The organism is Streptomyces sp. NBC_01210, from assembly GCF_036010325.1.
GTDB lineage: Bacteria > Actinomycetota > Actinomycetes > Streptomycetales > Streptomycetaceae > Streptomyces.
The window spans coordinates 9,009,123-9,033,749 of record NZ_CP108549.1 but is presented as its reverse complement, the minus strand read 5'-3'; the positions used below and the strand labels follow the sequence as shown (position 1 = coordinate 9,033,749).

Sequence of the window (24,627 nt, the reverse complement as noted above, 5' to 3'; positions counted from 1 at the left end):
AGCGTGATGAAAGCGACCGTAGAGCTGCGCGACAAGCGCGAGGCGCGCCTGCGCCAGCAGCTCAAAGAGACCCCGATGCGGCCTCTGCCGCTGTTCCAGGTCACCGGCTGGACTCACTTCGTCGACGAGGAAGTGGAACCGCCCGTGCGGGCGGGCAGCAGCCCTGGCCCGGACAGGCGCACAGACGAGCAGTCCATCGCCTACCACCGGCATCTGCGGATGGTGCCCACCGACGCGATGACCCACATGCAGGAGACGGTCGTCGAGGCGGTCCACGGCAACAGCGGTCGTCGTGACGGGCTGGTGGACCATGTCATCGACGGGCCCGCCGGCACCGGCAAGACCTGCCTGCTGCGGGCGACGGGACGCGCCGCCCAGCAGGAGATCGAAGCCGGCACGGGCGGCAGGCGCCAGAACACGATCCCGGTGGTGCACATCACCGCCCCCGCGGACCCGGAGCAGAGAGTGAACTGGGTCTGGGAGATCGCCTCCTATCTGGGCCTGCAACCCGAGCCGAAGAGCCTCGCCGAAGTCCTGGAGATGCGCCGCAACCCCGACCTGACCCTGCCGGTCAACTACGTCCTGGAGACGGCACAGACCCGTCTGCTGCTCATCGACGACATCAACCGCGCCTCGCCGCAGCACCTGGCGAACGTACTGCCCTACTTCGAGTATCTGCGCGACAAGCTGGGCATCTCGCTCGTCTTCTGCGGCACCGGAGCCAGCCACCTCCTGCACCAGGCCCGCATCCTGGCCGGAGACCTGACCCGGGTCAGCGAGGAGAACCGGGTACGGCTTGAGCGGGCGGACCGCCCGGCGACGCCCGCCTCGCCCTCCCCCACCGCGCTGCTGCCGGTGACCTGGCTGCACCCCCTGCCCCTGAACACCGAGGACGACACGACCTTCCGGGAAGTGCTGATGGGCTTCGAGGACGACCTGAGCCTGTACCGACTCGAGGAACACGCCCTGAGCCAGCACGCCGTCGAACTGCACCGGCGCACCGGCGGCTACTTCAAAGCCCTCGCCTACGCCGTCTCCACCGCAGCCGTCATCGCGATCCGCAGCGGCAGCGAGAACATCACCATGAAAGAAATCGACGCCGCAACAGCCCAGCTCGGCTGAACCGCCCCGTGCCGCTCCCGTAGATGCCAGCAGGCCGGGCCAGTACGTCTTCTGAGCCTCTGCACCACCCGCCGCCGACGGCGTCGAATTATCTGCGGCAGGCAAGCGCCGCGCGAGGTGAGCGCGGTGAGGCCACCGGCTCACGACGCAACGCCATTGTCAGTGGTGGGCTTTACGGTGCATTCGTGGATATCGAAGCCTTTGCGTAGACCGGCCGTGTACGACGGACCGACTGTCACTTCGGCTAGGGGCCCAGCAGGTCCCAGGGCGACGGTGATCCTGGGTGCTGGGGCGGGCGCTTGCCCCCGGGGTTGCCGTCGGGGTGCTGATTGATCCAGGACAGGCCGCCGAGGTCGAGTTGGTGGCGGGCACGGGTGACGGCGACGTAAGCGAGGCGGGCCTCTGCGTCGTCGATGTCGCCGGGCAGCGGGTCGCCGTTCTCATCGGTCTCTTCGGAGGGTTCGGTGAAGTCCTCGCCGATGCGGACGGAGGCCCATTCGCGGCCCTTGGCCTTGTGAGCGGTGGAGACGACGATCTCGGCGCCCTGCTCGACGGCGAGTCTGTCCACCGCATTGAGGATGACGTCGACACCGTGTTCGTCAACGAGGTCGACCAGCGGCAGGAGATCCCGTCCGGAGGGGTCGTACTCGGCGTACTCCTGGAGTTCGCCCCAGGAGTCGAACAGGATCAGTTCGGGATGGGTGCTGCGTTTGCCGGCTTTCAGGTCGCGGGCCGCCCTCGCCAGCGCCCGCAGGGACTCTCCGCCACCGACCAGGGCGACGCGGCGGCCCTCGTCGAGCAGACGCATGACTTCGAGCATCGCGCCGACATTGGAGCGGCACAGGATCGCGTCCGGCTGCTCGACACGCTCCAGCCGGGTGTTGATCGCAGCCGTGCCGGCCAGGCGGATCGGGGCGTCCACGATGCCCAGCCACCGGTTGGCCTCCGCGGCGAGCGCGGGCCCGAAGCGGAACGACTGGGACAGTGCGCGCTCGGTGCCCTCGAAGCCGCTCATCACGTCCCGCGCGCCGCGCCAGCCGTAGATCGCCTGGGCGGAGTCCCCGACCATCACCAACTGGGTATGGTCACGCTGGTCGTTGAAGACCTTCTCGACCACGGGATTGGTGTCCTGGGCCTCGTCCAAGAGCAGGAAGTCCGCGGTAATACGCGGCTGGGTGAGGGCCCAGTGCTTGAGGTAGTGGTCGTGGTCGAAGCGGACCACGCCTTCCTCGGGGTTCTGCAGATCCGTCCATGCCCGGTTCGCGTATGGCAGGACGAGGTCGACGAGCTGGGCGTGGAGGTGTTCGGCCTCGATGCCGCGCAGACGCGGGACGTGGTAGCGCTGGATGGTGGAGTCCGCGGACTGGCAGAAGCGGGTGACGGTCCGTAGCACGGTGTAGGACAGGGCCTTGTTGGTGACGTTGCGCTCGCCGATACGGACGCGCATGTTGATGTTGATGCCCAGGGCCGTGCCGGTCTTCCACCCCGGGACGCGGGGCGCGTCCATCCGGTTCTTGAAGCGGTGACCGACTGCGGCGTATGCGAGCGCGTGCATCGTCTTGCACAGCACGTTGCCCGGGAACTTGCTGGAGGCCTCGGTGGCGATGGCCTTGTTGAAGGCGATGTACCGGCCCCGCTTGCCGGTGCTGGCGGCGATCATCGACAGGGTCGTCGTCTTGCCCGTTCCGGCGCCGGCCTGCAGGACCAGGTGGTCCCCGCGCCGGAAGGCGTCGATGGCGCCGCTCTGCTCGGCAGTGGGTAGGGGCACGGTGCTCCTCAAAGGGTGAGTGCGGCTTCACAGCGCAATCGCAAGGTGACACACCGAGACATCCGCTGTCCGGCGATCACCGGATCCGCACCCGCAGTTCGGGGAACAGCCAGACGGCGGACCGGTTCGCGGTGGCGGCGGTTACCAGCGCCAGCGCAGGCCGTGCTGGAAGGAAGCGGCCCGGGCGGCTGCTTACGCAGCCGTCAGCCGATTCGTCTGAGAGGCGGTCGGGGGTCGTCAGGGCGCTGTGGGCGGGGGCGGCGCGGTCTCGGTCTGGTACTCGATGTTGTGCGCGTCCAGCAGGGCGGTGATGTCGCCGTGCTTGGAGTAGGGGTAGGTCAGCGCCAGCAGGCGTCGGGCGCGGGTAATGGCGACGTAGTAGACGCGCAGCAGTTCACTGGATGCGGTGTCGGTCGACGGACTGGTCCAGGCGTCGATCAGTTCGGTGATGTCCTGCGGTTTGGGGAGATGGACGAGGACGGCCTCGGCTTCGCTGCCCTTGGCCTGATGGATGCTGGAACTGCGCATCGGCCGGGCGGCGGATGCGGCCTCGTCCGTCTGCTCCGGGAGTCCGATCAGTGAGCGGATGGGCTTGTCGAGGTCGGCCGTGGCCAGGGACAGGAGTTTGGGCGGGGTGGGCGCGACGGCCGGAGCGGGAGGCGTCTGGTCTTGCAGGACGAGGCGGGCCTGTTTGCGCCACTGACGTGCCGGCGCTTCATCCACGGCCGGCAGTGCGTGCAGGAAGGCTGCCGCGCGCCGGCGCAGGAGCGCAGGGGTGAGGCCGTACTGGGTGAGAAGTTCCGTGAGGGTGCCGAGTTCGTCGGGATACCAGTACTCACGCAGGAAGGTGGTGGCCATTGCCAGAGCGTGAGCGCGTGAAGTGGGCGGGATGTCGGTGGCGGAGATGACGACGGCCGCCCAGGCCAGCGCGATGGTGTTCTGGTCCTTGGGCAGTTGCGGAGCGGGCCGGGTGCGGGCCTTGGGGACCGCGGCGTTGCGGTAGGCCAGGGCCAGGCAGTCGGCGGCCCCGATGCCCTCCTGGGCGGCCCACGCGGTGAACGCTTCGCCGGCGTCGGTGCTGTTGGTGAGCGCGGAGATCTGCTTGCGGTGTTTGCCGTACGGCAGCAGGAGCAGCGGCCGGGCGGCGTCGTGGTGGTCGCCGACGGCGATGTCCGGGGTGCGGCGCGCGGCGGGGCGCAGGGTGGCGGCCAACTGGCAGATGGCAGGGCTGCTGCGCCAGTTGCCGGTGAGTTCGAGGTGGTCGCCAATGGCTTGGGTGAACTGGTGGAGGTCTTCGGGGCGGGCGTCGTTCCACTCGTAGATGCCCTGGTCGGTGTCGGCGACGATCACCAGCGGGATGCCGGCTCGGTACAGGCGGGTCAGGATGGCCAGGTCGAGTGCGGAGCAGTCCTGTGCCTCATCGACGATGATCTCGAAGAAGCGGTGTGCAAGCAGGGCGGTACAGGCGGTGTAGTCGGCGTGCTGCAGTGCTGCGATGCGTACCTCGAGCCCGGTCATGTAGCCGTTCGTCTGCCACAGCCGCTCGCGGGCCGTCCTGGCCCGGGCCAGGTAGTCGTCCTCGGTCAGCTGGGAGTTGTGCAGGTACTGGCCGGAGGTGGGCCAGGCGACGCTGGTGTGCTGGGTTGCGGGGTCGTAGCGGAAGTCGAAGGCGGGCATGGGGACTTTGCGCGGGCCGACGATGGCGCCGGGAACGTGGTCCCAGGACAGGACGTGCTGCCAGGGCGCGTCGGCGGGCAGGAAGGGCCGGACCAGGTAGCGCCACAGGAAGCTGTCGAAGGTGCCGATGTAGTGCGGGAAGACCGTCAGGTCGGTGCGGCCGCCCTGGCCCGTGCAGCGTTCGCGCAGTTCGTCGGCGGCGACGTTGGTGAAGGACAGCAGAGCGCGCCCGGTGCGCCGCCGCCCGGGCGGGGTGTTGCAGTGGCGGTCGACCAGGACCCGGGTCTTGCCGGCGCCGGGGCAGGCGCGGACGAAGAGGGGGGCTGGGGCATGGACCGCCTGCTGTTGCTGGTCGCGGGCCTGGTCACGCCGTTCCTCGAGGTCGCTCATGCGGTCGCCTCGTCCACTCCCGCGATCCAGCGGATGGCACCGGCCAGATGCTCGGGCACCGTGAACCCGCCCGGCTTCCGGGTGAGACGGTCTGCCAGGCGGTAGGCGAAATCCCCCTTGGGCAGGCCGATTTCGGACGTGAAAAGGGCGCCGAACGCGGCCGCCCGTTCGCCGGACGTGGTGGCCTCCTCGATCGGTTTCCAGCGGTGCTGGGAACGCGGGCGCAGGTCGAAGAACGTCTCGGCGAGGACCGTCTGGTTGGTCTCCGGGCGCATCAGCTCGGGTTCCAGGGTGGGTTTGCTCTCGGCGATGTGGAACGCCGCGTCGGGCACGTCCCACGCGCGAAGGCTGTCGTGGAGATACAAGGCGCGGTTGAAGCCGACTTCCGGCTCCTCGTCGCTTCCGGTGCTGTCGGCGGCCGGCTCGGAGACAGTGCCGGTCGTTCCTGCTGCGTGCGTCGAGGCGGTCTCGGCGTCCGGCTGGTCCCGGTCGTCCTGTTCCGGCGGGGTCTTCTTCTTGCGAGGGTCCTGGTCGGTGATCAGCACGACCCGGTCTGCGATCCGTATGCCGCCTACCCCTGAGAGCAGGGCTCGCATGTATGGCTTGAAGTCCACCCCGTCGACCGCAACGATGCAGGTGCCACGAAAGACGGCCTTGGCCCTGGGCTGCTCCTCCGGCGGCAGCGCGGACAGGACGAGCTCGGCGAAGGCGGGCATCAGCAGTGCCTCGGCCAGACCCTCGACAAGGATCACCCGGGTACCGAAGAGCATGGCGCTCTTGGTGATGTCGAGGTAGCGGTCGAGTTTGGCGGCCTCGTGCTTGGCGAAGGGAATCTTCGCCACCGAAATGGCGGCCGTGGTGAACGCGAAGCCGGCCGGCTTCTCTTCCGCCTCTGTGTCGGCGTCAGCGCTGGCGGTGGTGGTAGCACGGTCCGCCTCGGCCGGAGCGGTTGCTGGCGTGGTGTGGGTGAGGGTGCGGCAGCGTTTGAGGACCACCAGGTCCTCGACCGTGGTGGCCGCGGCCAGTACCGGCGAATGGGTGGTGATGACGACCTGGATGCGTCCCAGGGGTGCTCCCCCGTCGGGCGGCGGGGCATGCTGAGAGCGCAGGGCCTGAGCCCGCAGATGGTCCAGCAGCAGAATCTGCAACTGAGGATGGAGATGTGCCTCGGGCTCCTCCACCAGAAACAGCGTCAAATCCGCGTCCCGGGCGGCTTCCAGCTCGGCCAGCACGGTGGCGATGTACAGCAGGTTGGCGTAGCCCAGGCCGGAGCGTGAGATGTCTTCGACGGCCAGGCCTTCATCACTCATCCGGGTACGCAGCGCTCGGGCGATGGATACCAGCGTCGGGTCCGCGAACGATAGCCCCATGTGCTGGGGATGGGCCCCGGCGGTCAGCAGACCGAGCGGGTCATTGATCCTCTTGCGGGCCGCTTCGATCTTCTCGTGCCCTTCCAGGCTCCTGAAGTGGTCGGCCTGCTCCCGCTCGAAGTCTTTAATGGCGTCCTCCGCGCCAAGCTCTGCAGCGAGGATCAGCCGCAGCCGGTTCCCGGCGCTGGAAGCCAGCTCCTGCTGGGCGTTGCGCATCGGCGGCAGATATACGTGCCGGATCGCACGGCGCGCCTCCGGCTCCGGATCATCCAGCAGCCGGCCCGCCGACCACACCGGACGCTGCGGCCGGGCATCGGCAGCCGGTCGCGTGAACTGCACGGTATAGCGGACGCGATGGCCATCCGGCAGGCCCGGTCCCTCGGCCGCGGGTACCAGCGCCTGCAGATGGGTGCCGGTCTCTGCGGGCGTCAGCCCTCCGTAGACGGCGGTCAGTTCCGCACCGCTCTCCGCCCATGGATGGACGTCCTCGGCCTCCCACCACCTGCTGCGCCGGCCATCCAGCGGGTCGGTCAGCAAACGAAGCGCGTCGATGAAGTTCGACTTACCCGCGTTGTTCTCCCCCAGTACCACCGTGACGCCCTGCCGCAGCGAAACGTCCGTGTCCAGCAGTGACTTGAACCCCTTGGCCCTGACCCGCCCCAGATACAACTTCCACCCCTTATTTCCCGGGGCGGAACGTTACCGGGCCACAGGCACCCGGGCGCGGGCTTCCGCTGAAGGTGACCCCGGCCACGACGCAGAGAGACTGGCCGTCACGGTCTGGTCTAGAAACCGACGGTGGCTGACGATCGCCCGCATACCGGGCGACTGCAGTCTGGTCTTGCCGTCCGCGGCTCCAGCTACGCGTGAGACCGGGTTTCGTGCCAAGCGGCGAACCAGATCCGGCTGCCCCGTACAACAGTCACCCTTGGCCTGGTAGCTGTGGAGCGTCTTCGCGGCCGCGCAGTCGGATTTCTTCGATGTCCAGGGCGGTCTGCATCTCTCGTAGGACGGTGTCGTCGATGCGGTGTTCGTCGCGGAGTTCGATCATGGTGCGGCTTTTGTGTGCGATGACGGCCAGGCGCAGGGCGGTGTATTGCTTTGCGTGGCGTAGCGCGGGGTCTGTCTGAGTACCGTCGTCCGTGTCGTTGCTGTGTGCCTGGGCGAGGGCCAGGTGTTCTTCGCCTTCGCGGCGTACGCGGTCGACAACATCCGGGTCGGTGCTCAGGTCCGCGGCGAGGTCCGGGAGTGCTGAGAGCGCCTGCTGGGCGGCGTGTGTCCGTGCGAGGTGGTGTTCTTCCGTCACGGCGGTGTCGGTCCGCAGGCGTGCCCAGCGCACCACGGACGGCAGGACGATGCCCTGGAGGACGAGGGTGATGAGGATGACGCCTGCGGTGACGAAGACGATGGTGTCGCGGTGCGGGAAGGACTGGCCGAAGGCGAGGGTGGTGGACACGGACAGGGCCAGGGCGAGGGAGATCGCGCCGCGGAAGCCGGTGAGCGCGCTGACGACACGGGGTCGGGCGCCGACGCGGCGCTTCGCGTTGCTGGGGACGGCGGTCGAGCAGGCGGATGAGGTAGGGAGAGGTGAACAGGAACGCGAAGCGACGCCGGTGACGGCCGCGACGGTGATGCTGGCGTTGGCCAGGTCGGTGCTGGTCAGTTCCCAGGCGGCGGACTGGGCCTACGGTTGCCGCCTTGACGGTGCTGCCGGACGGCTACCGCACCGGCCTGGTCCGCCGCCGCGCCCTGGACCTGTACGAGGCGATCCCCACCCAGCGCCACCACGAGCGCTCCGTACGGGAGTTGCACAACGTCTTGGCCCTCTGACTCGGTTCTCCGGGCACGATCTCGCTATCTCTGTACGGGGCGGCCGACGGTCCACAGGTCGCCGGGGGCGCGGACGAACGCGGCGTGGGCGAGCATGTCCCGCTTCAACTGCGCAGCGGAGAGGGTATGGCCGCGCCGGGCGAGCGAGTCGCGCAGTTCGCCCGGTGTCAAGGGCCGGCCGCAGCGCGCGAGGTACCGGGCCGCGAGCTGCTCGGTGGTGGGGTAGGCCGGGGGCTCCACCACCTGGAGTGACTCACTGAGCGCCTGGTGCTCGGTCATCCCGGCATGGGCCAGCTCCAGCAGCGGCACTGTCCCCTCACCCACGCGCACCAGGCGCCGGCGCCAGTTGTCTCGGGCCAGGTAGCCGTTTTGGTAGCACCACAAGAGCATCCCGCCCACAGCGACCGTCGCGGCCAGCGGGTTGCCTCGCGCGAGGACCGCCAGGCGGTGAACGCCCGCGCCGAACAGCCGCAGTGCCCAGTCGATGGCCACCAGCGCGTTCGCCGCGGTGGCCTCCAGGCCGGCCATGCGCATCACGCTCTGGACGACGGGGATCCACTCGATGACGGCGAACCCGAAGCGGGCGAAGACGCTGTCCTCGGTGACGATGACGCACGGCCCCAGGAACTCCGCGAGTGCCATGGTGGGTGCGTCGTCCGGGTCACCCTGGTACTTCTTCGGCATCTCAAGGTCGACGTGCAGGATGCGCCGGGTGTGCGGGGACAGGTGGTCGCGGATCTCCAGGTCGACCACGCGAAGAGCAGGAAGGATCCGGGCTCCGAGGAGACGGCGTACGTCGCGTTCCGCCACCTGGTAGTCAGCTGCCAGTCGGGGCAGGTGCTTTTCGATCTCACCGGGAACGTGTGCCGCAATGTAGAGAGTTGCACGACCGGTGCCGGCCAGCGCCGTCACCTTGTCGTGCTGGTACCCGTTCTGGACCAGCCAGCAGGCGTGAGTCAGCAACGCGTTGGTGTCGAAGACCGGCAGCAGCATCGGCCGGTCCAGCACCATCGGGTTGAACGCCGATCCGGAAAGGGCCAGCAGTGGCGGTGCCGCAAAGGCACGGTCGCGCGTCATGGACCAAGTGTCACCACCGCCACTGACATCCGGGCAGAATTCTCGGGTCGGCACCAGTCCGCTCCAGCAGCCAAGCTCGTACCCCCGCATACGGAGCAGGCTGGTCTGGCCTGGAGGCCGACCCCACTCGCGCCCCCCTACTCCCCCAGCCGGTCTGCCCGCGAACGAAGACATCCGACCGTACCTGCTTCCACACGGCTGGGACCGCGCCTCGGCGGCGGGACAGCCGTCGACAGACCTGCCTGACCGGCTACAGCGCGCCGGCCGCCGCCGCGCGGTCACGGATGGTTCGCAGGCTGACGCGTACTCCGTTCTCGTCTTCGATGTGCCATTCGTTCATGCCCTGGCAGGTCTTGGTGCCCCGGGCGACGGCCCCGGCCTCGTCGACCCGGCCGTAGGGTGTGCCTCCGGTCGCAGCGAGGATGATGCCGCCGTTCGCATCGATGGTGGCCCAGTGCTCGGTGGCGCGGTAGGTGAGCACGATCCGGGTGTCGGCTATCAGAACTTGGGCGTCGATCATCCTGGCCACGTCGGTGCGTCGACCAGAAGCCGCTCTGCGCCGCGGAGGGGCCTGGCGCGGACGGGCGACCGGCTGGCCGGCATCGCGTTGCGGAGGTGCAACGGCAGCAGAGACGGGCAACCCCAAGCGTTCGGGTTTCCAGATGCATTCGAACAGGCGCAGATACAGCTCCTGCCGGGTCTCGATGACCGTGGTCATGGTCTCACTCGGCCCGAAGGCCCGCATGTGCTTGTCGAGTTGGTGTGCCTTGATGAAGTCGCGCAGCTCAGGGTTGCGGTGATCGTATTCAGGGGCCATGACGCCCAGGAGGACGTTGTTCCGGGCGTAGAGGCGGTTCTTGTCGCGGAAGGGGAGGTCATTGATGCTGGAGTTCTCTCGGCCCCTCAGCAGGCCGAGGCCACCGAGTTGGTTACGGCGGCTGCGGAAGACGACCGGGTCAGGGATGTCACCGGCGACGCGATGGTGGTGGTTGGCCCACAGGTGTTCTATGTGGAACTGGTCGCGGTCGAGGTAGGCGAGGATGTCGAAGGGCTTTTTGCAGGCCTCGTCGGCGTAAGCGGTGGCGCGAGCGAGGAGATAGCGGATCTGATGGGCGTTGTTGCCTCGCAGGCCCAGGGTGATTGCTTCGCGCACCGGGTTCCCGTTTTGCTGGGCGAGGTCGCCCAGTGTGGAGGCGACGTCGGCGACGGTGCGGCAGCCGCGCAGGAGGGGGACGAGCTCGGCGTGGACCAGGGCGTCGGCGTCGGCGGACTGGACGGGCAGATCCTGCAGGATCCGCAGGGCGTACCAGCGGTCGATGTAGGAGGCGACAAGGCGGCCCTTGTCCTTGGCGTCGGTGGGCCGGTCGTCGGGGGCGATGGCAGCGAGCACGGCGACGGACTGGACGCCGAGGCCGTTGCGCTCGTTGAACAGCACCGTCTCCAGGCGGTCGCCGTCCATCTTCAGGGTGCGGGTGGCGGCGAGGACGGGCCTGTACAGACGGGCCGTCTTCAGTAGATTCTGCACGAAGTTGAGGAAGTGGTCGGGGCGTCCCGGGGTCAGGCCGAGGTACTCCGCGTTGTGGCGTACCCACACGTTGAGGTTGGTGGTGATCTGGCGGCGGTCCTCGTCGCAGTCCTCGCGCGCGCAGCGGGCAAGGAGGTATGCCTTGATGAAGCGGGATGCCGCCTGGGGGTCATCGCGGTCGGTGGAGAGTTCCCGCAGCATCTCCTGCCACTGGGTATTCAGCTGATCTTCAGCGGAGCCGACGTTGGACAGCAGATGGCTCTTGAGGAGGTCGACGGTAGTGAGGCGGGCGCCGCGGTCATTCATCGTCTCGAACATGCGGTAGCCGTGGTCGGGGCCTGCCGCGCGGATGCCCACCAGGACCACGCGTGTCAGGAGCCATTCGGTGAAGGGGTGGAGTTTCTCGGCGTCGAGTTCCTCGGCGAGCTGGGATTCGATCTGCTGGCCGCGTGCCCACAGGTTGCGGCGGGAGAGGGAGTCCCCCGCGCCGGCCTCGTATTTGCGGCCCTCGCTGACGGCTTGCAGGACGGGGTCGTGGTCGGTGATGCCGACGCTGAAGTGCTTCCCGTCGGTCGTGATGACACGGTTGAGTTGGTCGACCGTGTGGGTATCACCGGCTTCCTGGGCCGACAGTCTCAGCTGCAAAAAGAGCAGGTGCAAAGTGACGAAGCGCTGCTGACCGTCGACGAGGAAGCGGCGCTTTTTCGACGGCTCGTGGTAGACGAAGGGGCCGAGGAAGTACTGCGGCGCGGTGTGGGGGCGGCGCCGGTACGCGGAGTCGCCCAACCAATGCTTGAACGAATCACACAAGTCCCGCAGCAGGGTGCGGACTTCTTCGTCACCCCAGGTGTAGTCACGCTGGTAGTAGTCGATCTCGTACGTCACATCGCGGAACAGCTCATTCAGGCTGAATCCCTGAGACCTGATCTCGTCCGCCCCCACGCAACCACCCCTCACCTGCCAGGCATATCCCGTCATGCTCCCAATCCGGCGCCGCGGCGTACAGACGGCGCGGGAGTCTGGTCGGCGGCGTGCAGAAACATCGGCGCAGGCGACTGTGTCGTCCCCAGCTCTGCCGGGCCGGCGGTGCTGCTGCCCATGCGGCCGCCGGCGACCGCACGACGGCGGCTGCTCCGCGGATTGCCTCTGGGTGGGCCGACCGCGTCATTGGGCCGGGGACGGTGGTGACTTGCGGCCTGCACCGGACGGGTAGTGGAAGATGTCGAGTGCCCTGGCCGGGTTCAGCAGCTCCTGCGCGATGATGGGCGGCGCGGCCAGGGTGACGATGCCCCGGATCCAGTCGGCGGATGTCGTGTAGGCCACGATCGCGGTGGTCTCCCAGAGCGACAGGGGTTCCACCACGGTGAATGCGTCTGGGTCGCTTCCAAGGGGAGGGAGCCGCACGCTGACCTCCACGGTCTCCGCGCCGGCGTGGGCGCTGTCCCCGTCGGGGAGCTGAAGCCGGGCGCTGAGGTCGTAGGCGGCACAGTCCGGACTGGTGCTGTCGGTCGAGTCCTGCCGATGCCGCCACCCCTGCCAGATCCGTGCCGACTGCGCGGTGGCTCCAACCCGCTGCAGCTCGACGGTGGCCTGGTGGAGTGTGGCCATGTTGATGATGTTCTGTTGTTCTCTGCACCGGCGTTCCACGCAGGCGACGGCGCGTTCCAGCGTGGAGCGGGCCCAGTCGTGCAGCCAGGGGTGCGCCTGCAGGCCGTGTGCAGTCTGCGACAGCTCAGTCTGCAGGGTCCGCCAGTGATCCCAGTTGAAGTTCGATCCCAGGAAGTCCGGTACGTAGTCGGGTTCTTCCCGGCTCCCTGCTTCCTCGGCCTCTTCGGCGAGAAGCTCGCAGAGTGAAACGAGGCCGACGAGAACAAGCGACAGAGTGTTGTCTGCGGAAACGGTTTCCACCCGGCAGCATCCGCACATCCGGGATGCGATGTCCGCGCCGAAGCGGGCACGACTTGCTTCCCGTGGGCGGGCGCTCGGCCGAGCACCGCACCTGCGATCGCTGTGTACGTGGGTGTGGTCCGGCCGCGTGACCACATCCATCTGCCGGCCGTAGAACCGGTCGACGGGGATGTCGTAACGACTCATCAGCCCGACGGGAATGGAATCTGCCAAGGCGCTCTGCACCTGGCCAGGCTAGGCCGCGGGGCAGTCGCGGGCAGGGGGAAGACTGCGTTGGTTCATGATCCGACCGATGCAGCGACAAGGCCGGTGTCGCTTCGTTCACGAAGAGTCGCAACGGGGCGGTCCTGCGACCGGTTTGTGGCACCCAAAGTCCAGCAGGACACGCCCCGGCCGACCGAAGGCGGGCCGGGGCGACAGCAGCGGAGTCTCCGCCGGGACGGCGACGCCGGTGGGGTAATTCGTCGATGCACCGAGGTTCGACAGCTCTTCGGTCGCCGGCTACGGCGCACCTAGAGTGTCGTCCTGTCCGGTGGCTGCAGGATCGGGTTCCAGGCGAACCAGTCCAGGTTCTCGGCGCCGAGTTCCCATGGCGACTCCAGCAACCGTTTCCGGGTTGCCTCAAGGTCCGCAGTGACGACAGCCGGAGCAGGGCCGATGCGGGTCATCAAGTCGCCCCGTACGCGCCAGAACTCCTCGTCCTCCCCGCGCAGCCGGCGCACCGCCGCTTCCACGCAGGCAGGCCATTTCGGCATACCGTAGTGGTCGTCGTGGGTCCCGATCCGGGGAGCACCGGCGAAGACGAGGAAGTCGTCCGGCGGCAGTCTCTTCTCGAAGTGCCTGACCATGCCGATGCGCTGTTTCACCTGTTTTCTGATCTCTCCGAGGAATCCCCAGCCGAAGTCCTTCAGGGTCCCCTCGCATCCCGGCCAGACCGTGTCCCGGTCCAGGACCAGGTCCTCCAGCTCATAGAGACGGAACTGGTCGTCGGAGCCCAGGATGTCGAATGCCTGCCGGGTGAGCCAGGTGTTGCGGGCGAACATCGTCCCGTCGTGCAATGCCTTGCGCCGGCCGGTCGGCCGGGAGGCATGCGCGTCCTCAATCGGGCCGTTGCGCCACACGGACAGGACGAGCCCGTGGGCCGCTGCCCACCGCAGTCCGTCCTCCGCCTCGAAGACGCCCATCTCCTCAAGGCGCTGCCGTGCCCAGTCCAGCGCATCCTGGATGTCCTCGTCCACCGGCTGCAGCTCCCCCACGATGCCCCGCTCCCCCTCTGTCTGTTTTCGTCGCTGTTCGTGTCATCCGCACGATGCGGCGCCCGCAGGAAGGGCCGGACCGTACTCGGTCTCGCCGGCACGCGCCGGTGCCGTCTGTGCCAGCCGTGGCATCCGCCGGGGCCGCTCTCAGACGGACCCGGGCTGTTGGAAGGCCGTGCCGAGCGCGCGCAGTTGAGCGCGGCGGGCCTGCATGAGTTCCTCCGGCCGCCGCAGGGCGGTGTCCAGGAGCCACACCCCGCGGCGGAACGGCTGGAAGCCGATGCTCTCCCACAATGCGGCGATCTTCTTCTTCGCCTGGAGCCGATAGGCCTCGGTGACCTGCTCGCGGTCTTCGGGGTACTCACCCATGCCGGGAAACACCGCTACCGCGCAACAGCCCCCGGACAAACGGCGGATCGCCTCGACGGCCAGCGCCGGCCCCAGTCCGAAACCCCTCCACGCCTTGTCGAGGCTGACGCGGTCGAGGATCAGCAGATCGCCGACAGGATGTGTGACCGCTTTCTCGAACGCGGCGCTGTAGCCCGTGCGTCCGGAACGGCCAAGAACGGCGGAGACAATGACCTCAAGATCGCCGGATTCGGCGTCCGCCGCCTCCCACCGGTTCTCGCCGGTGTAGTCACGCAGCCTCCACAGGATGAGGTGCCCGATCTCGGAGCCCGCGGCCGGAGCGTGGCCGCCCCCTTCTTCTTCGTCGTCTTCCCAATCCTCGTCGCCCGCTGTCCCGTAAGTGACCGCGACGTGCCAGGGTTCCAGGGTGTCCTCGGAGTCGTACGGCACTGCGGGATGTCCGTGACCGTAGCGGAGGTGAAGACGGGCGGGATCGCCCGGGAGTTCACTGACCGGCCGCTTGGGCATCGCTGATGTCATGGCGGAAAGACTAGGAGCGGGCACTGACATCCCACCGGGAAACGGTACGAACGAGACCACCGACGCGGGTTGGCCCCAACTCGGCTGAGCACCTTCACATCCCGCCCCTTGACTGGGATCGCCCCGCTCGCAGCGATAGAGAAATCCCACGTCGATCACTACATTCCAAAACGATCACTGAATCTGCACTCCAGAGCCCCTCCGGCTTCCGCCCCTCCACGGAAACCCCAGCTCAGAGACGCACCACACCACAGCAACAAATCCCGAAACGATCACCAGATCCCCAGGCCAGCACATCACTCATCTAGTGATCACTAACGGATTTGTCAGACGCTCGCTTACGACGTCATGGGCAACGTGGCCTCGCGCACCGACGCGACGGGTGCTAAGACGACCTACACCTACGACAAGGCCGGACGCCTGGTCACCAAGACGACCCCCCGCGGGAATGTCGCCGGGGCCAACGCGGCGGCATTCACCTGGAAGTACGGCTACGACAAGGTCGGCAACCAGATCACGGTCACGGATCCGCTGGGCAAGACGACCAGGACGGACTACGACGCCGAGTACCGCCCCGTCAAGGTGACCGACCCCCTGGGGCGCACCCACCAGACCAGCTATGACGGTGCCGGTCACGTCCTGACGACGACCGACGCGCTCGGCCAGGTCACCACCCGGAGCTACGACGCAGGCAACCAGGTCACCTCGGTCAAGGACCGCAGCGGCAATACCATCACCTACGCCTACGACGCCGACGGCAACCGCACGTCGGAGACCTCCCCGCTCGGCCACAAGACGACCTACGGATACGACGCCGACAGCCGGCGGACCGAGCGGGTCGAGCCGCGTGGCAATGTGACGGGGGCGGATCCGGCTCAGTACACGTGGCGCACCGGCTACGACCCGGCCGGCAATGTGGTCAGTGAGGCCGACCCGCTGGGCAACAAGCAATCCAGTGTCTACGACAGTGTCGGCAATGTCGTAGGGCGCACGGACCCGCTGGGGAAGAAGACCGCGTTCGAGTACGACGCGTTGAACCGGCTGAGCAAGGTCACGGCCCTCGACGGGGGGACGACGCTGGTGGAATACGACGTGCTGGGGCGGGTGTCCAAGCGGACCGATTCAAACCAGCGCGTGACCCTGTACGCCTATGACAAGGCGGGGCAGCTGACCAAGGTCACCGACCCACTGAACCGAGCGACGTCCTACGAGTACGACGCGGATGGCAACCGCACCAAGGTCACCAACGCCCGTGGGCAGACCATGGCCAGCAGTTTCGACGGCCGCAGCCTGCTGACAAGGACGACCTACTCCGACGGCACCCCCACAGTCAGTTACACGCACTACGACGACGGCCGCCCCAAGACGATCGTCGACGGGCCCGGCACCCGGACGCTGACGTACGACGGCGAAGGACGCCCGCTCACCATCAGCCAGCCGGGCGTGACCAACCCGTTCAAGTACACCTACAACCCCAACGGCACCGTCGCCAGCCGCACCTATCCCGACGGCCGAGCCACCACCTACCAGTACGACAACGACGGCCGCATCACCGGGCAGAGCACAAACAGCAAAACCACGGCCTACGGCTGGGACGCGGCCGGCAACCTCACCTCCACCAAACCGCCCACCACTACTGCTCGAACCGAGAGCCGCACCTACGACCGGGCCGGCCGTCTGGCGTCCGTATCGGAAGGCACCGGCAACCGGTCCGTCGAGCGCGATGCGGCCGGCCGCGTCATCAGCGACACTTTCAAGGACCTCACCACAGCGAAACCCTCCGCCCGCTACGCCTACGACCCGACAGGCAGACTCACCCGCGCCTGCACAGACGGCGCCGACCCCGGCTCGTGCCTCGACGGCACATCGGGCGAGACCTACACCTACGACAGGGTCGGCAACCTCACCAGCACCCACACACCGACCACCACCACGACGAACACCTTCGACGCTGCCGACCAGCTGACCCGCAGCGTCACCGGCACCGCCACCACCGACCTCACCTACGACCTCGACGGCAACCTCACCAAGGACGCCACCGGCTCCTACACCTACACCGCTGACGGCCGCATCAAGTCGGCCGCGATAGGCACCAACGCCTACACCTTCGGCTACGACGCAGACGGCAACCGCACCAGCTCCACCCTCAACGGCACTCCTCTGCGCACCACGTGGTGGGACGTCAACAACAAGCTGCCGAAGATCGCCACCGACCGCAGCGCGACCAATGTGCTGGTCGGCGACTACCAGTACACCCCGCAAGGCAGCGCGCTGGAGATCGACTCACCCGCGGACAGCTTCTACCTCCAGCACGACCGCCAGGAATCCGTCACCCGGCTGTACGACGCGGCCGGCACCGAGAACTACGCCTACACCTACGGGCCCTGGGGAGCAACTACCGGCACTCCCAGCATCCCGGGCGGCCAAAAGAGCCTCTTCGGCTTCACCGGCGAGTACAAAGACCCTACGTCCCCAACCAACTGCACCTGCGGGCCCGCAACTACAGCACCACCACCGGCCGCTTCACCACCGCCGACCCTGAGCCCACGGAGGCAGGCAGCGCCAACGCGTCTCCTTACGCGTATGCCAACAACGACCCCGTCAACCAAGCCGACCCCTCCGGCCGCTGCCCCCTGTGCATCTCCGCAGGCATCGGCGCCGTCATCGGAGGAGTTGTCGAAGGCGGCATCTACAGCTGGCAGCACCGCAACGACGGCCAGTTCACCTGGGGCGGCCTCGCCGGCGCCGCAGGAAATGGCGCCCTCATCGGAGGAGCAGCCGGTGCCCTCATGCCCGGTGCAGGCAACGCGGTCGTCCGGGGCCTCGGACTCAGCGGAGCCCGCGGAATCGCCACCTCCACAGCGGTCAACGCCGGAGTCGGCGCAGGCTTCTCCTCGGGAATCAACCAGGCCAACTGCCGCCCCACCGACCCCTGGGACCTGCTATTCGGCGCAGCCGGTGGTGCCAGCAGCAGCCTTCTCGGACCGGCCCTCAGCTGGGTGAAGGGGCGCCTATTCGCTCCACGAGTCCAGGTATCTGCGCACAGCGGGATTTCAGCCAACGGCTTTAGAGCACTCCGCCCGGGTGAGGCTCCCAATGCAAGTCTGGTTCGACCGGGTTCTGACCCCACCGTCCAGCCGTGGAGTCACGTCATGGGGCATGATAATTCTCCGTGGATCTCACTGACGAGCGACCCCAGGGTTATGTATCAGATATACGGAGAAGCCAGCAGCAAGGTAGGAAACGGTGCACACGGTTACATCGCGGTCGACATGAGCAGGGTTACCTCGGAAACGGTTGACGCCGGGGCCCATTTGGACGTCCCGGATTACATCAGGGAGCTTGGCCTGGATCTGGGAGAAACTGCCTTCCGAGACAAGGAGATCCTCGTTAAGTTCTCCCTGGAGGGAGGTGCCGTTGTCAAGTACTGGCCAGCGGGCACCAGTCTGAACAAGATAATGCGGGACCTCGGACGTGTTCTGTAAGGAGGGAAGAGTTGATGCGACAATCGAGTGGCAAGATTCAAGGAGATCCCGTCTGGTGGGTGAAGTGCGGTGACACACTCGTGGGTTCGCTCTCCTCTCCAGAATCTGATCAACCGTGGATCGTATGCCATTTCGAGCCGTCCGATGGCTGGGAATCCCTGAGCTCTCTGTTCGAGGTGCAGGCCGAGGCAAGGAGAACAGGCTTTCCTGAAGACAAGGTCTGGGCCATCAAAGCAGTTCGGGAACTGCACCTGGAGTTGCATCCGGTGATCGACGGGGAAGTGCTTAAGCCTATGCTCATCTACATTGAAGGAGCAGAAGCGCGGTTCCGACTCTAGCCCGCTGAGGCTTGACCAGGAGGCCAACGGCTTCAATCCCATTCGATGAAGATGACGATATCCGGGGCGCTGACACACCGGAACGTCAAAATCGCTGAGCGCGCGCCCCGGGAGGTTCCGGGGCGTCGGGCTCAGCGGAGCCTGCGGAATCGCCGCCTCCACAGCGGTCAACGCCGGAGTCGGCGCAGGCTTCTCCTCGGGAATCAACCAGGCCAACTGCCGCCCCACCGACCCCTGGGACCTGCTATTCGGCGCAGCCGGTGGCGCCAGCAGCAGCCTTCTCGGGCCCGCGTTCAACTGGCTCAGGGGCGTGTCAGGCAAACCGGTCCCGCGCTGTGGCCAGGGAGCGGCTCACGCGGATGACCCCGCCCTGCGCGGCGCGCTTCAACGTTGCCTCGGTGACCGAAGAACCGGGATTCAATTACCTGTACCGCGGTCTTTCCGTAAGGCATCCGGGCTACGACGACGCTGTGCGGGGTGTCAGCAAGCCCCGAGGCGGAATGGCGAGCATGGAAACACGCCACGATGGCAACACCGATAGCATCTTTACTTCATGGGACACGTCCCGTGAAACAGCATTGCGTTATGCTCGCGGCGCCGACAAAGGGCGCAATGATCTCCCGGGAGTAATCCTTCAGATCAAGCTTCCCTTGGGCCAGCCGATCTACCCTTCCATTATGTTCAGCTCCGATCTGTGGGAAGGAACTGAACACTTGGTGGAGGGTCTGGTCAGGGGGGCGAAAGTGTGGCACGTTCCCGCACCTTGATGGAGTCACGACCCGGTGCGCTTGCCGCGGATAGGTGGCCAGGCGCACCGGCTTCTCCACCGCTCCACTACAACGGAAAGATGCAGAAACGTGGATGAGGCGAACAGCATCAAGCTCACCGGAGCCGATGTGCGGCTCGTGTGCGAAAAGCTGACCCAGCAAGGGTGGGGTTCAGCCCGCCTGGCACTCGGCATGTTGGAGGGCACTCAGATCAGTTCGGTGAAAGCATCACCGGTCAGGCGAGCAACCATCGCCGGTGTCTATGGGTTGCGGCGCGACGCGCTGGCCGACTCAGTTCAGCAGACATTCGACCTTGATCGCTTCGTCGAGGAAATGTCCGAGCGAAGCGAGGATTTCGTCCTCCTCTTCTCCGTCCACCTGCCATCATATCGATTCGTATGTGTCCTGTCCGCCGAGGAAGCCGGCCCCATCGGGTCGACTGCTGTCAAAGGGGCTGGCGGTGACCCGTTTACACATGCCGTGGGTGAGATTGGACGGCTCTCCTTTCAGGAGGCAAAGCTGCGATGCCAGAACCTGATGGCAGGCGGTTGGGAATCGGCAGCCATCGCGCTCCAGGGACTCACTGAAGCTGAACCAGAAACGGTGCCAATCTGGCTTGCCGGCCCCAAGACCCTGGCGCGGGAGTACTCACAACGCGCCCAGGAACATGTAGAGCTCAACCGACACGGCCAATCGCTCGACATGAACCGGTTCGCCCAAAAAATGCAGTCGATTCAAGAAGCGACTGTCTGTATCTTCCACGTCATTGATGCCTACGGCTGGCAATGCACCGGGGCCCTCACCAAGGACCTGGCGCAACCCATCGCTTCCGTGGCAGTGAAACGGTAAGAGCTCAACACCGTTGGCGAAGGGCAACTCCAGGATGCCGACGAGGAATACAGGCGCGAGACGGAGAACGATGCACTCCAGGTTAACCGCACGCTGCTCGGCACGCTCCTGCTGATCCGCCAGCCCGCCGACGCCCGCCGTGGCCTGTGGCAGGCCGAGGACGTACGCCCCGGCTCAGCTGCTCACAAGCGGCTGTGGCGGATGAACGCGGAACGGCGTGACGCGTCAGTCCGCTACATCACCCTCCCGCACTGACCTGCCCCCGAGGACGATCGAGGGGCCTGGGGCACCGCCAACCGCGTCTACCGCCGTACGTCCCCACGGCGCACCTATCTCGACCAGAGCCACCCAACGGGCTTCTCACTCAAGTGGGTCGGCCCCTTGCTGGTCACCCCGGCAGTTGAGCCAGGTCGCCGCGATGGCGGCGCGGTGAACGTCAGTCGTGTGTCATCGCGTAGGGACTCGTGTGCTCAGCCGTCTGTTCGAGCCGAGCCGCCGGTCACCGGACTCGGGGCTGGCGCTGGATGGGCAGGATGTGGACGTTGGACTCCAGTTCTGCGAGGCGTTCGCGCAGGTGCCGGTTCTCCAGGGAGAGCTCGTTGACGACCCGCACCAGGCCGGGGACGTCGGTGCGGAGCTGGTCGAGTTCCTTGTTCTTGTTGGCGATCGTCTCCTTGAGTTGGACGATCTTCGCCCGCAGGCGGATCTCGACGTCTGGGGTGGACCCGCGTTCCTTGACGCGCTCGTAGAACTCCTTCTTCAGGTCCAGGTGGCGCTGGGTGAGCGCGTTCCGAGGGACCTCGGCCTCTTGGGCCAGGGCGACGATGGTCAGGGCTCCATTGGAGTTCTGCGGGGTACCGCCGAGGATGCAGTCCATGGCCGCGCGGATGCGGTCGCGTTCGTCAAGGGCGGGGCTCATTCGGCGGCCTCCTGCAGGGTGATCCGGGCGCGGTCGTGGTGATCGGCGAAGGAGCGGAGTTTGGTGGCATTCGCCCGCAGCCGTTCGGCGACCGGCTGGGGCGTGTGGACGGCGCGTTTGTCGAGGACCTCGGCGCGGTCGCGAAGCTGGCGGGCGTGCTGATCGGTGCGGACGATGTTGCCGCAGCCGGGGACGCAGTGGTCCAGGCTGGGCGTGTCCTTGATGCCGTCGCGGTGACAGAGGGCCTGGGCCCGTCTGTGGTGACAGAGCAACAAGGCATGGGGATTGTCAAAGATCATGGCGTCCTCGTTCGCGATGAGCCGCCGGGCGGTGGTCGCAGTGATGACGGTGCCAGCGAAGCGCGGGGCAGCTGCGGCGGCCTTGATGGCCCGCCGGGCCGCAGGCCCCGAGACGCCACCACCCGCTTCGAGGTCGTCGTGGAGGTCGGCGACGGTGTCGGCGACCGCGCGGACGGTCTCCACGTCGATAAGCTCGTGGATGCCGCCGCGGCTGCGCGAGGCATACCCCTCGGAGGCCAGGGCGGTCCTCATATGGCCGTACTGGATGGCCAGGGCCACCAGGCCGTTCGGCCGACGGGCGATGTGCCAGGCCAGCGACCTGCGGAACCGTTCGGTTCCCACCTTGCCGCGGGGGTCGGGCGGTATGACTTCCGAGTCCAGATGGCGGGCGGCGGCTTCCGCGTTCGCCCAGGCCACGAAGTCCTCGATCCGGTCCCGGATGGTGCTCCGCTTCAGGGAACCGGTGCCGGATCGGAGGTTGTGCAGATCATGGGCGTCGTGGTCGAACAAGAGAGCGTCGCCGGGCACCATGCGCTCAAGGACGCGGATGGCATGGACGACGGGGGCAATGGCGACCCAGGGCACCTCGCGTTCGACGCCGGCGGACTGGTGGTTTCCGCACTCGTCAGTGGCGGTCTTGAACTCATGACTGCGGATCACGTGCCGTCCAACCTTGCCCTCGGCGTTGGGCTCAGGGTCGGGACAGCACCCGGTCCGCATGCCAAGGACCTCGCCGGGACGCATACCGGTCAGATACGAGCAGACGATGAAGGCGGCTGTCCCCAGATGCCGCATCAGATCTGCGGCCTCGTTGAAGTCGAGCGCATCCCGCCACGGAACTCCGGCGATCCGGCCGGTCACCGGGATGTCCAGCGGGCTCGGACCGGGCCGCTCGGCGGCCGCAGTGATCAGCCCTTTGCGCTGGATTAACGTCTGGATCTGGGACTTCGACGCTCCCGTGATGCCACCGACGTAGTGCCGGGCGAAGCCCGCTTTGCCGCCCTTGACGACAGAGGCGGGCACTGGGGCCCCCGTGGGCAATCAGCGGGTCGAGGTAGGCGTGCAGGGCAGCCCTCCCGGCGGGGGTGGCCGGTGTGGTGCGGGCGATGTCCCTCAGACGCCGCGTCTCGGCCCAGGCACCGAGGATGTCGTCGGCGAAGTCGTCAACCATGCGCATCGCCCAGACGAGCAGGGGCCCCATGGTCTGCTCGGCTAGCGGTTCCGCCTCGTTCTCCCCGCCGCTGGTCGACGTCGCGGCCGGTAGGTAGTCATCGGCGCCCAGCTGGTCCCATGGAGGTCTCCCGATCCCAATGGGCTGGACACTGAGCTGGTCGTAGGCCCACAACCGCGTCAATGAGGTAAGGATGTCCTGGGCCCGGTCGCGGCTGGAGGCAGTATCACGCAGGTGCAGGCCGTAGTCGTGCAGGACCTCGGTGGAGCACGCGGCCAGCGTGCCGATCTCCCGTTTCTCCAGCCATCTCGCCAGGTGCATCCACGTCAGCACCGCGTCCTTGATGCCGTCGATGGCGACCCGCGCACGCATCCGGGTGTTGTGCTCCTTGAGGAACGCAGGCCGCAGCTCTCCATTGATCAGAGCCCAGGTGACCTGGCGCAGGTCGTCTTGGAACACGGCGGGGCAGCGGTGCCAGTGGACCGCCGTCTTGTTCGCGCTCGGGTTCGTAGTCAGCGGGGCAAGAGGCCAGACCGGGGCCGCATAGAGGACGTTCAGGTGAGCGTGCATCGGAGCGACCAGATGCTGGAGGACCACCGGGGAGTCGGCTGTGGGCAGCGGGAGAAGGTAGGGGTCGAGATCGGCGGTGATGGCGGTCATGCGTCAAGGTCTCCGGTCAGAAGGCGGTCGATGAGGTCGCGGTCGGTGTCGGTGACGCGGGACAGGGCCTGGGCCCACACGCCGGCGTCGAGCTTTCGCATGAGGTCTTCGAGCCGGGCGTGGGTGTCCCCCCAGTCGGCCCTCCACGTGTTCGGAATCAGGACGGACCGCAGGTTCGCCAGTGCATCGTGCAGGTGAGCGAGGCGAGGGTGATGGCCTGGATGAACGCGGGCGTTCTCGCAGGCCAGACAGATCAGGAACGATGCGCCGCAGCCGCCGTCGGGCGCTGGGTAGGGACCGTTGTCGAAGTCGTGGCAGTCCGCGGTAGCGGTCTCCACGTCCCCGGGGTCGGGCTCATCGCACACTTCGGCCACCAGGACCGCGCGGCGAGCGCGGTCGGCAGCGTCCTCTGCTCCTGCCGCGATGACCTCGACGGCATCCGCCTGAACCCGCTTGTCGACCAGGACGTAACGGCGGTCATGCGTGTCCTGGCTGTTCTGACCCGGCTCACGCCGGTCGAGCGCGTTCACGGTCCGCCACCCCCGTCGGAACGGTGATCCTCCAAAACCCTCCTCCCGGCCCCACTGCTTCGCGGCTGTAGCGGGAACGCCGAAGTGGAAGAGGCTCACCGGCGCGAGGCGGTTGGTGTTCTCCTTGTGCTGGCGGCCGTTCTGGGCATGCCAGACGACCAGGCGGTCGGTGCCAGGCGCCAGCTCCTCCACGATGGCGCGGGCGAACCGAGTCGCCGCAAGCGCCTCAGTGATCAGGCGCCCGGCTGAGGCGGCCCCGTCGTCGGTCACGTTCCGCGTCTCGAAGTAGTTGCCGGCCCCGCGCTTGCGCTTCTCCAGCGGGATCCGGTAGGTGGGGTGCCCGTCCTCGCCGGGGTCCGGGGCCGCCCGGGGAACCTCCACCCGGTCGATCACCGACAGGTTCCACCCATACTCCGCCATCAGCAGCACCCCCAGCGCTGCCGCTTCCGGACGCGACAGGAACAGCCGCTGCCAGGTCACCTCCGCCCGCGTCGCCCCGAACGCTTTCTCGTACCGCTTGAGGATCGTTCCTCGGCCGTCTTTCTTCTCCTGGTATCGCGGCAGATCCCCTGTGCGGGCGAGGAGGTCCAGGGCCTCACCGATTACCCAGTCCCGGCTGTCCTTCTTAAACTCTCTGCGATGCCACCGTTCCAGGTGCCGGGCGTTGGCCTCGATGCGAAGCAGTGCGGCCCGGAACCTCCGGCGTGCGGCGACCTTGATCTTGTCGAAGTCTGCCTCTCTGTAGGACTGCGTCTTGCTCTTCGGCCGCCGGATGCGTACGGCAAGCTCGTCAGCCAC

General features: G+C 67.2%; 18 protein-coding genes and 1 pseudogene. 7 read left to right on the top strand and 12 right to left on the bottom strand.

Translation table 11 applies throughout. The features are described from left to right. Positions 1 to 6: 6 nt before the first annotated feature. Positions 7 to 1,122: an ATP-binding protein gene (locus OG735_RS40850; protein ID WP_327321089.1), complete on the top strand. Its 1,116-nt coding sequence runs from the start codon at positions 7 to 9 to the stop codon at positions 1,120 to 1,122. Positions 1,123 to 1,366: 244 nt separating this feature from the next. On the opposite strand, the gene OG735_RS40845 is transcribed toward OG735_RS40850, so the two are convergent. From OG735_RS40845 to OG735_RS40830, 4 genes are all read right to left on the bottom strand, one after another. Continuing rightward, positions 1,367 to 2,890, bottom strand: coding sequence for a UvrD-helicase domain-containing protein (locus OG735_RS40845; protein ID WP_327321090.1), 1,524 nt, complete (start codon positions 2,888 to 2,890; stop codon positions 1,367 to 1,369). Positions 2,891 to 3,127: 237 nt separating this feature from the next. After that, complete coding sequence (locus OG735_RS40840) at positions 3,128 to 4,957, bottom strand: ATP-dependent helicase (protein ID WP_327321091.1); 1,830 nt, start codon at positions 4,955 to 4,957, stop codon at positions 3,128 to 3,130. Beyond that, positions 4,954 to 6,996: an ATP-dependent nuclease gene (locus tag OG735_RS40835; RefSeq protein ID WP_327321092.1), complete on the bottom strand. Its 2,043-nt coding sequence runs from the start codon at positions 6,994 to 6,996 to the stop codon at positions 4,954 to 4,956. Before OG735_RS40835 ends, OG735_RS40840 begins: the two co-directional genes overlap by 4 nt. 253 nt (positions 6,997 to 7,249) lie before the next feature. Beyond that, the gene (locus OG735_RS40830) at positions 7,250 to 7,960 is read right to left on the bottom strand and encodes a cation:proton antiporter domain-containing protein (protein ID WP_327328632.1); all 711 of its coding nucleotides are present in this window, start codon (positions 7,958 to 7,960) and stop codon (positions 7,250 to 7,252) included. 65 nt (positions 7,961 to 8,025) lie between these two features. On the opposite strand from OG735_RS40830, the gene OG735_RS40825 reads away from it, so the two are divergent. Next, positions 8,026 to 8,157 carry a hypothetical protein gene (locus OG735_RS40825; RefSeq protein ID WP_327321093.1) on the top strand — a complete coding sequence of 44 codons (132 nt, stop codon included), beginning with the start codon at positions 8,026 to 8,028 and terminating at the stop codon, positions 8,155 to 8,157. Positions 8,158 to 8,181: 24 nt separating this feature from the next. On the opposite strand, the gene OG735_RS40820 is transcribed toward OG735_RS40825, so the two are convergent. The 5 genes from OG735_RS40820 to OG735_RS40800 all read right to left on the bottom strand — a co-directional run bounded on the left by OG735_RS40820 (position 8,182) and on the right by OG735_RS40800 (position 14,811). After that, on the bottom strand, positions 8,182 to 9,234 hold the full coding sequence (locus tag OG735_RS40820) for a hypothetical protein (RefSeq protein WP_327321094.1): 1,053 nt from the start codon (positions 9,232 to 9,234) through the stop codon (positions 8,182 to 8,184). A 250-nt stretch (positions 9,235 to 9,484) separates the two neighbouring features. Next, on the bottom strand, positions 9,485 to 11,701 hold the full coding sequence (locus OG735_RS40815; protein ID WP_327321095.1) for a DUF262 domain-containing protein: 2,217 nt from the start codon (positions 11,699 to 11,701) through the stop codon (positions 9,485 to 9,487). A gap of 222 nt (positions 11,702 to 11,923) precedes the next feature. Next, positions 11,924 to 12,880 (bottom strand): hypothetical protein, encoded by a 957-nt coding sequence (locus OG735_RS40810; RefSeq protein WP_327321097.1) that lies wholly within the window; start codon positions 12,878 to 12,880, stop codon positions 11,924 to 11,926. A gap of 299 nt (positions 12,881 to 13,179) precedes the next feature. Next, positions 13,180 to 13,923, bottom strand: coding sequence for a hypothetical protein (locus OG735_RS40805; RefSeq protein ID WP_327321098.1), 744 nt, complete (start codon positions 13,921 to 13,923; stop codon positions 13,180 to 13,182). Positions 13,924 to 14,070: 147 nt separating this feature from the next. After that, positions 14,071 to 14,811, bottom strand: a complete 741-nt coding sequence (locus tag OG735_RS40800) for a hypothetical protein (RefSeq protein WP_327321099.1) — start codon at positions 14,809 to 14,811, stop codon at positions 14,071 to 14,073. A 2,171-nt stretch (positions 14,812 to 16,982) separates the two neighbouring features. Between OG735_RS40800 and OG735_RS42240 the strand changes: the two are divergent. From OG735_RS42240 to OG735_RS40775, 5 genes and pseudogenes are all read left to right on the top strand, one after another. Then, positions 16,983 to 17,375, top strand: a pseudogene (locus OG735_RS42240) (hypothetical protein); the annotation flags it as partial. A 588-nt stretch (positions 17,376 to 17,963) separates the two neighbouring features. Next, positions 17,964 to 18,296 (top strand): hypothetical protein, encoded by a 333-nt coding sequence (locus OG735_RS40790; RefSeq protein ID WP_327328161.1) that lies wholly within the window; start codon positions 17,964 to 17,966, stop codon positions 18,294 to 18,296. 14 nt (positions 18,297 to 18,310) lie between these two features. Beyond that, complete coding sequence (locus OG735_RS40785; RefSeq protein ID WP_327328160.1) at positions 18,311 to 18,634, top strand: hypothetical protein; 324 nt, start codon at positions 18,311 to 18,313, stop codon at positions 18,632 to 18,634. 398 nt (positions 18,635 to 19,032) lie between these two features. Beyond that, the gene (locus OG735_RS40780; RefSeq protein WP_327328159.1) at positions 19,033 to 19,401 is read left to right on the top strand and encodes a hypothetical protein; all 369 of its coding nucleotides are present in this window, start codon (positions 19,033 to 19,035) and stop codon (positions 19,399 to 19,401) included. Between the two features lie 90 nt (positions 19,402 to 19,491). After that, the gene (locus OG735_RS40775; protein ID WP_327328158.1) at positions 19,492 to 20,250 is read left to right on the top strand and encodes a hypothetical protein; all 759 of its coding nucleotides are present in this window, start codon (positions 19,492 to 19,494) and stop codon (positions 20,248 to 20,250) included. A gap of 499 nt (positions 20,251 to 20,749) precedes the next feature. Here the strand turns inward: OG735_RS40775 and OG735_RS40770 are convergent, their stop codons facing one another. The 3 genes from OG735_RS40770 to OG735_RS40760 form a co-directional block, all read right to left on the bottom strand. Then, entirely contained in the window at positions 20,750 to 21,169 is a 420-nt protein-coding gene (locus OG735_RS40770; RefSeq protein WP_327328157.1) for a hypothetical protein, read from the bottom strand. Beyond that, positions 21,166 to 22,491 carry an integrase gene (locus OG735_RS40765; protein WP_327328156.1) on the bottom strand — a complete coding sequence of 442 codons (1,326 nt, stop codon included), beginning with the start codon at positions 22,489 to 22,491 and terminating at the stop codon, positions 21,166 to 21,168. Before OG735_RS40765 ends, OG735_RS40770 begins: the two co-directional genes overlap by 4 nt. An 804-nt stretch (positions 22,492 to 23,295) precedes the next feature. Continuing rightward, positions 23,296 to 24,627, bottom strand: coding sequence for a hypothetical protein (locus tag OG735_RS40760; protein WP_327328155.1), 1,332 nt, complete (start codon positions 24,625 to 24,627; stop codon positions 23,296 to 23,298).